General features: G+C 71.0%; 13 protein-coding genes, 1 tRNA gene and 1 pseudogene. 8 read left to right on the top strand and 7 right to left on the bottom strand.

The features are described from left to right. On the bottom strand, positions 1-891 hold an 891-nt coding region (locus AC5YDV_RS17525; RefSeq protein ID WP_496192544.1), incomplete at its 3' end, for an IS110 family RNA-guided transposase. Positions 892-1,253: 362 nt separating this feature from the next. On the opposite strand from AC5YDV_RS17525, the gene AC5YDV_RS17520 reads away from it, so the two are divergent. The 3 genes and pseudogenes from AC5YDV_RS17520 to AC5YDV_RS17510 all read left to right on the top strand — a co-directional run bounded on the left by AC5YDV_RS17520 (position 1,254) and on the right by AC5YDV_RS17510 (position 3,505). Then, the gene (locus AC5YDV_RS17520) at positions 1,254-2,549 is read left to right on the top strand and encodes an IS256 family transposase (protein ID WP_496192546.1); all 1,296 of its coding nucleotides are present in this window, start codon (positions 1,254-1,256) and stop codon (positions 2,547-2,549) included. Positions 2,550-2,611: 62 nt separating this feature from the next. Continuing rightward, positions 2,612-2,779: pseudogene (locus AC5YDV_RS17515) on the top strand (IS110 family transposase); the annotation flags it as partial. A 66-nt stretch (positions 2,780-2,845) separates the two neighbouring features. Continuing rightward, positions 2,846-3,505 (top strand): transposase, encoded by a 660-nt coding sequence (locus AC5YDV_RS17510; RefSeq protein WP_496192545.1) that lies wholly within the window; start codon positions 2,846-2,848, stop codon positions 3,503-3,505. A 91-nt stretch (positions 3,506-3,596) separates the two neighbouring features. On the opposite strand, the gene AC5YDV_RS17505 is transcribed toward AC5YDV_RS17510, so the two are convergent. From AC5YDV_RS17505 to AC5YDV_RS17485, 5 genes are all read right to left on the bottom strand, one after another. After that, on the bottom strand, positions 3,597-3,998 hold the full coding sequence (locus tag AC5YDV_RS17505; RefSeq protein WP_496184802.1) for a GntR family transcriptional regulator: 402 nt from the start codon (positions 3,996-3,998) through the stop codon (positions 3,597-3,599). 2 nt (positions 3,999-4,000) lie between these two features. Then, a complete protein-coding gene (locus AC5YDV_RS17500; RefSeq protein WP_496184803.1) occupies positions 4,001-4,885 on the bottom strand; it encodes a hypothetical protein in 885 nt (294 codons plus the stop codon). A gap of 529 nt (positions 4,886-5,414) precedes the next feature. After that, positions 5,415-5,502, bottom strand: a tRNA-Thr gene (locus AC5YDV_RS17495). Further along, on the bottom strand, positions 5,492-6,745 hold the full coding sequence (locus AC5YDV_RS17490) for a cobalt-precorrin-5B (C(1))-methyltransferase (RefSeq protein ID WP_496184804.1): 1,254 nt from the start codon (positions 6,743-6,745) through the stop codon (positions 5,492-5,494). Before AC5YDV_RS17490 ends, AC5YDV_RS17495 begins: the two co-directional genes overlap by 11 nt. Further along, a complete protein-coding gene (locus AC5YDV_RS17485) occupies positions 6,738-7,394 on the bottom strand; it encodes a precorrin-8X methylmutase (RefSeq protein WP_496184805.1) in 657 nt (218 codons plus the stop codon). The genes AC5YDV_RS17490 and AC5YDV_RS17485 overlap by 8 nt, the downstream gene beginning before the upstream one ends. A gap of 251 nt (positions 7,395-7,645) precedes the next feature. On the opposite strand from AC5YDV_RS17485, the gene AC5YDV_RS17480 reads away from it, so the two are divergent. Genes AC5YDV_RS17480 through cobA form a run of 5 tightly spaced genes read left to right on the top strand, consistent with a single transcriptional unit; the run spans position 7,646 to position 11,008 of the window. Then, a complete protein-coding gene (locus AC5YDV_RS17480) occupies positions 7,646-8,323 on the top strand; it encodes an energy-coupling factor ABC transporter permease (RefSeq protein WP_496184806.1) in 678 nt (225 codons plus the stop codon). Then, complete coding sequence (locus AC5YDV_RS17475; protein WP_496184807.1) at positions 8,316-8,639, top strand: energy-coupling factor ABC transporter substrate-binding protein; 324 nt, start codon at positions 8,316-8,318, stop codon at positions 8,637-8,639. Before AC5YDV_RS17480 ends, AC5YDV_RS17475 begins: the two co-directional genes overlap by 8 nt. Further along, positions 8,632-9,417, top strand: a complete 786-nt coding sequence (gene cbiQ / locus AC5YDV_RS17470) for a cobalt ECF transporter T component CbiQ (RefSeq protein WP_496184808.1) — start codon at positions 8,632-8,634, stop codon at positions 9,415-9,417. Before AC5YDV_RS17475 ends, cbiQ begins: the two co-directional genes overlap by 8 nt. After that, positions 9,414-10,250, top strand: coding sequence for an energy-coupling factor ABC transporter ATP-binding protein (locus tag AC5YDV_RS17465; RefSeq protein ID WP_496184809.1), 837 nt, complete (start codon positions 9,414-9,416; stop codon positions 10,248-10,250). Before cbiQ ends, AC5YDV_RS17465 begins: the two co-directional genes overlap by 4 nt. Beyond that, positions 10,247-11,008, top strand: a complete 762-nt coding sequence (gene cobA / locus AC5YDV_RS17460) for a uroporphyrinogen-III C-methyltransferase (RefSeq protein ID WP_496184810.1) — start codon at positions 10,247-10,249, stop codon at positions 11,006-11,008. Before AC5YDV_RS17465 ends, cobA begins: the two co-directional genes overlap by 4 nt. Here cobA and AC5YDV_RS17455 read toward each other — a convergent pair. After that, on the bottom strand, positions 10,983-11,738 hold the full coding sequence (locus AC5YDV_RS17455; protein ID WP_496184811.1) for a cobalt-precorrin-6A reductase: 756 nt from the start codon (positions 11,736-11,738) through the stop codon (positions 10,983-10,985). The two genes, cobA and AC5YDV_RS17455, sit on opposite strands and share 26 nt — an antisense overlap. Between the last annotated feature and the right edge of the window lie 11 nt (positions 11,739-11,749).

Raw genomic sequence — 11,749 nt, 5'->3', positions numbered from 1 at the left:
GACCTTGACCATGTGGTGCAGGGCGGCGTTGGCTTGCCGGTCGCCTCCTCGGCTGAGGCGATGCCGGTCGGTGCGTCCTGAGGAGACGGGGATGGGGGCGGTTCCGCACAGGGCGGCGAAGGAGGCAGACGAACGGAGTCGGTCTGGGTTCTCGCCTGCGGTGAGGAGGAGTTGCGCGCCGATGGCTGGGCCGACGCCCTTGATGGCCATCAGGGCTGGGTTGGCGCGGCGGGCGCGGCGCAGGATTCGTTCGTCGAGCTGGCTGATCTCATCGGCGAGGGCACGGTGTCGTCGAGCCAGCGTGCGTAACGCGTGCATGGTGTCGGCGTCGTCGCTGTTGTGGAGTTGGTCGGGTCTGCTGTCGTGCAGGGTGGTGAGGAGTTTCGCCTCGGGCAGTCCTCGGTAGCGGTCCCGCAGTTCGGGGCGGGTGTTGACCAGAAGGGCGTTGATCTGCCGCCAGGCGGCCTGCTGGGCCTTGACCGCGGATCGGCGGGCGATGTTGAGCGCACGGAGGGGTTCGATACTGGGATTCTTCGGGCTGGTGGTGGCCTCACCCGACAAGACCGAGCGAGCAGCTCGGTAGGCGTCGAGCGGATCGCTCTTGCCCTGCTTGCGCTTATCTGCTGGGCGGGTGCGGTTGACCTCGATCACCTGGATCCCGGCAGTGAGGAGTTCAGTGGTGATGCCCACCCCGTAGCTGGAGGTGCCCTCCACGCCGACGCTGTCCAGGGGCCCTCGCTCGATGAGCCAAGCAACGGCTCGTCGGTAGCCGGCCACGGTGGTGGGGAACTCCCGATCGGCCACGGGTTGGCCGATCCCGGTGATCACCGCGACGTGGATCGTGTCGCTGTGCGAATCGACGCCACCCACATTGTTCTGTTGGTTTGTCATGATGGTGCTGCCCTTCCTTGCCGATGGGTTCGGCGCCGGCCGGGCCGGTCAGACAGGACTCACACCAGATCCCGTGCGATGGGTCAGGCTCGTATTAGGTCATGGCCCGACCGGCCGGTGCCGCTAGCTGCGCGAGGGTCGGACGGATCACTCCATCGGCAACCCAGCAGGGTGCCAGTCAGACGTAGGGTCACGACCCCCGCGCAGTCATACCAGCATGTAAGTCAGATGGTCTGTGTGGGAGGGGTCCCTGACTCAAGGGAGTAGAGACTGTGACGATGACGACGAACGACGAGACTGTGTCGGGTCCGTTCGGGCCGCTGGAGGGTGCTCGCCCGTCAGCGCGTGAGGCGATCCAGGACATGTTGGATGCCGGCCTGCTGGACGACTTGATGGGCCGGATCGATGAGGGCGCCCTGCAGCTGACCGGCGAGGGCGGGTTCATCCCCGAAATGATCAAGGCCGTTCTCGAGCGCGGATTGGGCGCCGAGTTGACCTCCCATTTGGGATACGCCAAGGGCGACCCGGCGGGTCGGGTGTTGCCGAATTCCCGGAATGGGACCACCCCGAAAACGGTGCATTCCGAGGTCGGGTCGATACCGTTGGACATCCCCCGGGACCGGCACTCGACCTTCGAGCCCCGGCTGGTGCCCAAGGGCGAACGGCAGGTCGGCGGGCTGGCCGACATGATCATCAGCCTGTACGCGGGCGGGATGACGATCCGTGACATCCAGGCCCACCTCGCGCGCACGATCGGCACCGAGCTGTCCCATGAGACGATCAGCAAGATCACCGACGCCGTCCTCGATGAGGTCAAGGCGTGGCAGTCCCGGCCGTTGGACCCGGTCTACCCGGTCATCTACCTCGATGCGCTGGTGGTCAAGGTCCGCGACAGCCACCAGGTCCGCAACAAGGCCGCCCACATCGCGGTCGGGATCGATCTGGACGGCGTGAAACACGTACTCGGGATCTGGGTCCAGACCAGCGAGGGCGCCAAGTTCTGGGCCGGTGTGCTGGCCGAGCTCCGCAACCGCGGCATCACCGACACGCTCATCGTGTGTTGCGACGGGCTGACCGGGTTCCCCGAGGCCATCGAAGCCACCTGGCCGCGCGCGATCGTGCAGACCTGCACGGTGCACCTGATCCGCGCGTCGATGCGGTTCGTGTCCTACACCGACCGCAAGCGGGTCGCCGCGGCCCTACGGCCGGTCTACACCGCCCCCACGGTCGAGGCCGCCGAGACAGCCTTGTTGGAGTTCGCAGGCAGTGACCTGGGTCGTAAGTACCCCGCCACCGTCGCTACCTGGGAGAACGCGTGGGAAAGGTTCATCCCGTTCCTGGAATTCCCACCCGAAGTGAGACGGATCATCTACACGACGAATGCGATCGAATCGCTGAACTACCAGCTACGCAAGATCATCAAGAACCGCGGCCATTTCCCCAACGACGACTCCGTCGTGAAACTGTTGTGGCTGGCGATCCGTGACATCGAGGACAAGCGAGCCCGAGCACGCGCCAAGGAAGCCGGCAAACCCAAGGGCGAGTCCCGCACCGCACCGGGCTACCTCGTAGAAGGCGCCACCACCCAAGGCTGGAAGGCCGCCCTCGGCGCCCTCCTCATCGCCTTCCCCGACCGACTCAACAACCACATCAACTGAAAGTGAACCGACCCACTCACACACAGACAACTTGACAGGCTCCCGGGCAGGGCCGCAAGACCGACGCCACCGACGCCCACTCGGTCGCCTTGATCGGGACCCGGGTTGCGGGCCTGCGCCCGGTGGTCAACGATGCGCAGCTCACCGTGCTGCGGGTCCTGGTCGACCGCCGCCGCTCCCTGGGCGAGGAACACACCCGCAAGGTCAACCAGCTCCACGCCCTGCTGCTGGAACTCATCCCCGCCGGGGCGAAGAAGTACTTGTCAGGCCGGCAAGCGCGGCTGCTGCTCGAGCAGGTGAACCCCACCGATCCCGCCGGGCAGGCACTCAAGCGAGTCGCGGTCGAGTACGCCGCCGACCTCGAGCACATCTACGCCCGCACCAAGGACGCCGACAAAGAACTCAAGGCGTTGGTCGCCCAGACCGGCACCGGCCTGATCGACCTGCACGGCATCGGGCCCTCCGGCGCCGCCCGCCTCCTCGTCGCTGTCGGCCAGATCACCCGCTTCCCGACCAAGGCCCACTTCGCGTCCTGGACCGGCACCGCCCCGATCGACGCCTCCTCCGGCGACCACGTCCGCCACCGCCTGTCCCGCGGCGGCAACCGGGAGATCAACCGCGTCCTGCACACCATGGCCATCGTCCAACTCCGCACCCGGACCACCCTGGGACGGAGCTACTACGACCGGAAACGAGAACGAGTCGATGGAAAGACCGCCATGGAAGCCCTCCGCTGCCTGAAACGGCGCCTATCCGATGTCGTCTACCGCACCATGCTCACCGACTACACCAAAGGCGCGGGGGCGGGTCCGGGAGGACACCAGGGCGCGTCTACTGGCTCCAGCGCGGCCGGCTCACAGCCCCACACCGACACTTCGAAGAAGTCACTTCCCGAACCCGCTGGCACCGATGCTACGACCCCGACTCCCCAAAGCGTCATGATCCCCTTGACATAGAGGGGAGCCAGATGCGCGCGTTCTGTCGTCATACGCCCAGGATCCCCTGCCCCCGGCACGTCAGGAAGTGCCGGCATTCGCCAGCAAGTCCTCAGGAGTCGGCGAACGGCGCGGGGGGCACGGACATCGCACCGCGGAGGGCGAGCTCTGCCTCCTCCAGGTCGAAGCCGAGCGCGTGGGCCGCGCTGGCGTACTGGGCTGCGGCCTCAGCCAGGAGGCGGCGCCGGCGAGGATCATCGGCGCCGGACCTGTCGATGGCCGCTGCGATGATGGTGCCGCGCTTGCCTCCGGTGGTGACCATCCCTTCACGCTCCAACTCGTGGTAGGCGCGAGCGACGACCCCGTTGGACAGTCCCAGATGGCTGGCCAACTGCCGGATCGGTGGCAGTCGCGTGCCGGGCCCGAGCGCGCCGGTCAACACGAACCGTTCGATTTGGCTGCGGATCTGCTCGTAGTGCGGGGTGGGGCTGGTGACGTCGACCTCCAACTGCACGGCTATCTCCCCCCGCGCACCCCGGCCACGACACGAGGCGCCGTAGGGCGCATCGTGTGTCGCGGGCCGACCCACACCGGTACCAGGACGGCGACAGCGGCAGCGATCACTCCGGCAGCGAGGAGGACCACGCCGACCGCCGACCCCACCGTGGCCAGGCCCGGGTCGCCGACGAGGGCATCCCCTGCGTTGCGCAGCGACACTACCTGGACGGCTGGGGCGAGGGCCCCGAGCAGCATGAGCTGGGCCCCCACCAAGCCCCACTGGACACGGTGCGCGCACCACTGGCGGATCATCACATCCGTGGCTGGGGCCGCGCCTGCAGCGGTCTGCCGTCGCCCCACGTTCACCAACGCGAGCAGGGACACCACCAGCACCCCCGTCGACGCGGATCCCACGATGGCGAGGTGCCGCAGGTCGACCGACGGCATCCCGAACAAGGACGTGAGCACGACTCCGTGCCGGTCGCCGCTGGCTCGCGCCAGCTGGACACCCAGGGCCAGCGCCGAGGCCGACGTCACAGCCGCCAGGCCCACCCCCAGACCCACCAGGCGGGCCGGTCCTGGCCCGCGCGTCGTGGTCAACTCCGCCCGTCGGCGCGGGCCACCGCCCAAGGGAGCCGCCGCGCCGACGACAGCCGCCACCGCGTACCCGACCGGAGCAAGGTAGAAGTCGACATCGGCCACGAACAGCACCACAGCCAGCACCCCCGCGACAACCCCGCTGACCGCTCCAATCCGTTGCCCCGCCGCCCGCGCGGCCACCAGCGTGGGGTCGGCTACCTCGTGCCCCCCAGCCGTAAGCCATCCCACCATCCGGGAGGTCGGCGGGCCGCTGGCCAACGGAACGGCAGCCAGGAGCATCAAGACGATCATGAACAGCACCATCAGGAGCCCTCCTTTATGTTCCTACGTACCGATACAGAGGAACATAACATTGGTGGGCTCCGAGGACAACCATCGGCGGACGGCGACTGTGGGGATCCGCCAGGTCGGTCACCCACCACGACATCGATCAGACGGTGGATTGGGTGGGCGCACGTCGGCTATCGCGGACGTCTGACCATCGGCATGAGAGCGAGGTGACGACCATCGGGATGACCGTCAGTCAGAAACAAACAATCGCGAGCCTCAGAGACGACCCCTCAGGCCGGCCCTACCGGCCGGCGTGTAGCCAATTTTGGGACACCGCCAGGCACACTCCTAGACCGGCGTCAAGGGCTCCGCATCAATATCTCGCAAGCTCTTGGGGCTTATATGGGGCACCAAGCTGTCCACTCTTGACCACCCTAAGCCCCAGCGTTCGTGCCGAGTTCGAGACATCACCCCTAGCCACCACGCAGATTCCGCCCCAAGGGCGACAGGATGAACGATCAGAGTGCATGAAAGCATAATGCCTAGTCAAAGGCACATTGGCGTCGGGGCGACAGGACTCGAACCTGCGGCAAGTGACGTGCGTAACCCCCCACTGACAAGGGACGATGCAGTGCCCCCTTAGGCCCCGGGCACCACTTGGGGCTTATCCGGGGCACCAGAAATGGTCGCCGACCTGTCGCCCCCAGCCCCGTCCTGACAAGGCCTTCCGCGCACCCCAGAGACGGCGTCGATCGGCGGGGTCACGTGGGCGGCGCTGCCCACCACCGCGCCTAGACGATCGATGCACACGACAGTCACCGCGATGTCAGCCCGGCGAAGCAACCGCACCACTTCACGCCGGGCGGCGGCGGCCACCGCATCGCCCAAGGGGACGCCGGCGTCGCGACACACCTCGACTGCACCGAGGACGGTTGACGCCTCCCGCACGGCGGTGACGACTCGCTCCCCCGCCCCCACCTCCCGCGCGAGCGCGGCCAACTGGTCGTGGTCCGTGGCCGAACGCGCCGAGTGCAGGTCCAGGTGCCCTTGGGCGAGCTTGGCGAGCTTGGCCACGCCGCCCACGATCGTCAGGCGGGGCACGGGGTGCGTGCGCAGGTACTTGAGCACGGCGCCGGCGAAGTCGCCCATGTCCAGCAGCGCCACGTCCGGCAGCCCGAGTGCCTGGCGGGCCACGCTCTCCGAGGTCGAGCCGGTGCAGGCCGCGACATGGGTCTGTCCGGTCGCCCTCGCGACGTCGATGCCGCGTCGGATGCTGTCGATCCACGCCGAGCAGGAGTAGGGCACCACGACCCCGGTGGTGCCCAGGACGGACAGTCCGCCCAACACGCCGATCCTCGCATTCAGGGTGTGTCGGGCCAGCTCTTCCCCGTCGTCTATGGCGACCTGCACGACGACGTCGCCCACCTCGCGGCCCAGGGCGGACGCCGCGGCCGCCAGGTTGTCGGTGATCTGGGTCCGGGGGCCCGGGTTGATGGCCGGCTCGCCGATCGCCAACGGTAGGCCGGGCAGGGTGACGGTGCCGACGCCCGGACCGGCGGCGAAGACGATCCCCGAGCCGGGGGCGCCCAGGCGCACGGTGGCCCGGACGACGGCGCCGTGGGTCACGTCCGGGTCGTCGCCGGCGTCCTTGGTGACAGCGGCCATGGCCGCGACGACGGCGTCCCCCTCGCGGTCGAGCCGTTCCGCGGTGAGGGCGAACGCCGGCGTCCGCCCGAGGGGGAGTTCGATCGTCACGGGGTCGGGGAATTCGCCGGTGACGAGGGCCACCCAGGCGGCCCGGGCGGCGGCGGTGGCGCAGGCGCCGGTCGTCCACCCCGGCCTCAGTCGCGAGGATTCCAGTTGGCCGGCGCGTCCCCCCGCTCGGTCAGCCACGCGCGTCGTTGGTCGTCTCCGCGGTGCTGGCGATGGCGTTGACGGCCGCCACCGTCACCGCGGACCCGCCCCGGCGTCCGTGCAACGTCAGGAACTCCAGCCCGAGGTCGTTGTCGGCGAGCGCCCGCTTCGACTCGGCGGCTCCCACGAAGCCGACCGGGATGCCGATGATCCCGGCGGGACGATCTCCGGTCTCGGCGAGCACCTCCAGCAGGTGGAACAGCGCGGTGGGTGCGTTGCCGATGGCCACGACGGCGCCGGCCAGCCGCGGCCGCCACAGCTCGACCGCTGCGGCCGACTTGGTCGTGCCGAGCTCCCGGGCCAGCTCAGCAACCTCAGGTTCCCCGAGGTGGCACACCACGTCGTTGTCGCGCGGGAGGCGCGACCGGATGATGCCGGTGGCGGTCATCGTGGAGTCGCACAGGATCGGGGCCCCGCCGGCCAGCGCCTCACGGCACGACGCCACGACACCCGGGGTCCAGGCGAGGTCGGGCACGAGGTCGGTCTGGGCCATGGCGTGGATCATCCGCACCGCCACTCGGGCCACGTCGTCGGGCAGCCCCCGAAGGTCGGCCTCGCGACGGATCGTCGCGAACGACTCGCGGTAGATCTCGCCCCCGTCCTTGACGTACTCGTACGTGGTGGGCATGGCGCTCCTCGGGTCGTGGGTACCTCGGACGCCCATGATGGCACCCGGGCCGCTTCTCGACCCTCGGTCCCCGCGGACCGGGCCTCGTGCCATACTCGAGACCGCACAACTGCACACCGCGACGACGCGAGGAAGCCGGGAAGAGCCGGCACGGTCGCGCCACTGTGGACAGCCCAGCGCTGGAAGTCAGGAACTCGTCCGTCGCGGACCACACCGAGTCGGGACGCGTCCTCCCGAGAGGGAGTCGCGTCATGCACATCGCCGAGGGATTCCTCCCCCCCGTGCAAGCCGCCGCCTGGTTCGCCGTCGCCACCCCGTTCGTCGTGCACGGCGCCCACGCGGTCATCGCCGAAACGCGCCGCACCCCCGAGAACACCCTGCTGCTGGCGGTGGCCGGCGCGTTCACGTTCGTGCTCTCGGCACTCAAGCTGCCCTCCCTGACCGGAAGTTCGTCGCATCCGACGGGGACGGGGGTGGGCACCGTCCTATTCGGGCCGCCCGTGATGGCGTTCCTGGGCACCGTCGTCCTGGTCTTCCAGGCGCTGCTCCTCGCGCACGGCGGGCTGACGACACTCGGCGCGAACGTGGTGGCCCTGGCGGTGGCGGGGCCGTGGGCCGGGTACGGCGCGTGGCGCCTCGCCCGCGCGGTGCGTCTCCCCCGACCGGTCGGCCTCTTCGCGGCCATGGCGATCGCCGACCTCACCACCTACGTGGTCTCGGCTGCGCAGCTAGCACTGGCCCACCCCGACCTGGGCTCGGGCTTCGGCGGCTCGTTCGCCAAGTTCCTCGGCATCTTCGCTTTCACACAGGTGCCGCTGGCCGTCGCCGAGGGGATCCTCGGAGTGCTGCTCTTCGGCTTCCTCGACCGGGCGGCACGACCGCACCTCGTCCGGCTGGGACTGGCCACCGAGGAGCCCGCCCATGCGTAGCCGCTGGACGCGCGCGCTGCTCGTCGCGCTCGTGGCGGTTCTCGTCCTCCCGTGGCGGGCTGCGCCGCCTCCTGTCCCCGGCGCCGAGCCGTTCGCAGGCACGGACACCCAGGTCGTCGACGTGCTGACCGACCACGGCGTCGAGCCCTGGTTCACCCCGGTGTTCGCTCCGGCGAGCTCCGAGGTGGAGGCGGGCCTGTTCGCCCTCCAGGCGGCGGTGGGCGCCGGCGTCCTGGGCTTCGCCCTCGGCCGCCTCCGCGGCCACGCGACGGCACCCGCCGAAGCGGCGGGGACGCCGAGGGACGCCGATGACTGAGGGCCACCTCACGTCGCTCGACGACGCCGCCTGGACCGGGCCGTGGCGAGGCGTGCGCGTGGAGGAGAAGGTGGTCCTTTCGGTGGGGCTGGTGCTCAGCGCCCTGGCGGCCCCCTCGTGGCCCGGCACGCTGGCCGTGGCGGTGGCGTCCGTGCTGCTCATCCTCGGGCCGGCCCGGATCCCGGTGCGCGTCCTGGGAGTGGCCATGGCCCCGCCCGTGGCGTTTCTCGCGCTGGGCAGCGCGTCCGTGGCCGTGTCCGTCGGCGGTGGCCACGTGGACGCGCTGGCGGCGTGGGGACCGCTGGCGGTGACCCCCGCCAGCCTCGCCCACGCTCTGGACGTCCTCGCGCACGGCGTCGCGGGCACGTCGGCCCTGATGGTGCTGGCCACCACGACGCCCATGATCGACCTGCTGACGTGGCTGCGTCGGCTGCGCGTCCCCGACCCCCTGATCGAGGTTGCCTCGCTCACCTATCGCCTGCTGTTCGTCCTCCTCGACACCGCGGTCGGCCTCCACGACGCCCAGACCAACCGGCTCGGGGGTACCGCCACCCGGCGCCGGCGGTGGAGGGTGGCAGCCGCAGCCACGAGCATGGTGCTGGTCCGCGCGTGGGATCGGGCGGAACGGCTCCAGGCGGGGCTGCAGGCCCGCGGCTTCGAGTCGGCCCTCGTCACCCTGCCCGTCGCGCGCTCGGCCTCGTGGCCGTTTCGGGCCCTGACGGCCGCCGTCCTCGCGCTCCTCTGGATGCTCGCGCTGCCCGCCTGGGCGGCACGGTGACCGCCCTGCTGAGCGCGGAGGCGGTGGCGGCCGGCTACCCGGGCCGGGCCGACGTCCTGCACGGCGCCACCGTGGCGCTGCATCCCGGCACCCGGACGGCGGTGCTGGGCGCCAACGGGTCGGGCAAGACCACCCTGTTGCGGTGTCTGGCCGGCGCCCACCGGCCCTCCGCGGGCCACGTCCGTTACCGTGGGACGGCCCTCTGCCACGACCGGGCTGCCCTGCGCGCCCACCGACGCCGCGTCCAGATCGTGCTGCAGGATCCTGACGACCAGCTCTTCTCAGCCGACGTCACCCAGGACGTGTCCTTCGGGCCCCTCAACCTCGGGCTCGCCGAGCCTGAGGTGCGCGAGCGGGTGGCCGAGGCACTGGAACTCCTCGGCATCGCCCACCTCGCCGAGCGCGCCACCCACCACCTGTCCTACGGCGAGCGCAAACGGGTCGCCGCCGCGGGTGCCGTGGCGATGCGTCCGGAGGTGCTGCTGTTGGACGAGCCCACCGCCGGGCTCGATCCGGCGGGCGTCGACGGGATGCTGGCCGCGCTCGACCGGCTCGTGGCCGCGGGCACGACGATCGCGTACGCCACCCACGACATCCACCTCGCGCTGGCCTGGGCCGACTCGGTCGCCGTCGTGGTCGACCAGAGGGTGATACAGGGCGACCCGACAGCCCTGCTCGCCGACGCCGCTCTCGTGACCCGGGCCGGGCTGCACCACCCCTGGCCGCTCGCGCTCGCCGCACGCCTCGGCCTCCACGGCCGGCCCCGCACCCTCGACCAGGTGGCCGACCTCCTCGACCCCCGCCCCGCTCCCCAGAACAGGACCTCCTTGTGAAGCATCACCTGACCCCCGGCACGGTCGTCCTCGTCGGTGGTGGGCCCGGCGACCCCGACCTCATCACCGTCGCCGGGCTGCGCGCCGTGCAGCAGGCCGACGTCGTGGTCTACGACCGGCTGGCACCGCTGGCCGTCCTCGACGAGATGCGCCCCGACGCCGAGCGGATCGCCGTCGGCAAGATCCCGCGCGGCGCCTGCACGCCCCAGGACCGCATCAACGAGATCCTCATCGACCAGGCACGGGCGGGCCGCCGGGTGGTCCGCCTCAAGGGCGGCGACAACTTCGTCTTCGGCCGCGGCGGTGAAGAGTCTCAGGCGTGCGCCCTGGCCGGCGTCCCGGTCGAGGTCGTCCCGGGCGTGACTTCGGCGGTCGCCGTGCCCGCGCTGGCGGGCGTGCCCGTCACCCACCGGAGTCTGTCGCAGGGCTTCACGGTGGTGTCCGGGCACGTTCCCCCCGGGGATCCGCGCAGCACGATCCCGTGGGAGGCGCTCGCCCGAACGCAGACCACGCTCGTCGTGCTGATGGGGGTCGCCAACCTGGCCGCCATCTGCGCCGCCCTCACCGGGGCCGGTCTCGACCCGGCGACACCTGCCGCCGTGGTCGAGGACGGCTGCGGCCCCCGCAGTCGGGTGGTCCGCGGCACCGTCGCCGACGTCGCGACCCTGGCCGCCGACGCCGACGTCCAGCCGCCCGCGATCACCGTCATCGGGGCCGTGGCGGGCCTCGACCTCACACCGGAGTGGACCGCGTGCTGAGCCCGCGCACCCACGTCACCGCCGCCGGCGCGGCGTCGACGGTGTTGATTCCGGGGGGCAGCGCCGGGCGCTCCACCACGACGACCGCGACGCCCGCCTCGCGGGCGGCGTCCAGCTTGGCGGCGGTGTGGACGCCACCGGCGTCCTTCGTGACCAGGACGCGGACGCCGTGCCGGTCCATCAGCGCCCGTTCGGTCAGCAACTCGAAGGGACCGCGGTCCACCAGCAGCGTCCAGGCGGGCGGCACCGCGGAGGCCGGCGCCTCGGCGACCCGCACTAGCACCGGCCGTCGGGCCAGCCGCGCGTACCGGGCCAGCGATTGGCGTCCGACCGTCAGCCAGATCCGGTCCCCCAGTTCGGACGCCGTCGCGGCGGCCGCCTCGTGGTCGGCCACCCACGTCCAGGACGGGGCATCCGGGTGAGCGCGCCAACTGGGCCGTTCCAACCGGAGCAGCGGCACCCCCGCGGCGGTGCAGGCCTCGGCCGCGTGCGCCGTCATCGTGGCGGCGAACGGGTGGGTGGCGTCGATGACCGCCGTGACGGCGTGGTCACGAAGCCAGGACGTCAGCCCCGCCGCGCCACCGAAGCCCCCACTCCGCACCGGACCGGGGGGCAGCGCCGGGTCGCGGGTGCGGCCGGCCACCGAGGTGACGATGGGCGTCCCCACGCCGACGAGCGCGGACGCCAGGGCGCGGCCCTCGGCCGTGCCACCCAGGATCAGCACCGTCACGCCGCCAGCCT

The organism is Propioniciclava sp. LT432, assembly GCF_059515965.1.
This window is presented reverse-complemented; position numbering and strand designations above follow the sequence as displayed.

Bases quoted from the DNA above. Each gene is read 5' to 3' on its own strand.
- cbiQ (WP_496184808.1), top strand. From the start codon at position 8,632: ATGACTGAGGGCCACCTCACGTCGCTCGACGACGCCGCCTGGACCGGG.
- AC5YDV_RS17475 (WP_496184807.1), top strand. From the start codon at position 8,316: ATGCGTAGCCGCTGGACGCGCGCGCTGCTCGTCGCGCTCGTGGCGGTT.
- AC5YDV_RS17500 (WP_496184803.1), bottom strand. From the start codon at position 4,885: ATGGTGCTGTTCATGATCGTCTTGATGCTCCTGGCTGCCGTTCCGTTG.
- AC5YDV_RS17520 (WP_496192546.1), top strand. From the start codon at position 1,254: ATGTTGGATGCCGGCCTGCTGGACGACTTGATGGGCCGGATCGATGAG.
- AC5YDV_RS17480 (WP_496184806.1), top strand. From the start codon at position 7,646: ATGCACATCGCCGAGGGATTCCTCCCCCCCGTGCAAGCCGCCGCCTGG.
- AC5YDV_RS17485 (WP_496184805.1), bottom strand. From the start codon at position 7,394: ATGCCCACCACGTACGAGTACGTCAAGGACGGGGGCGAGATCTACCGC.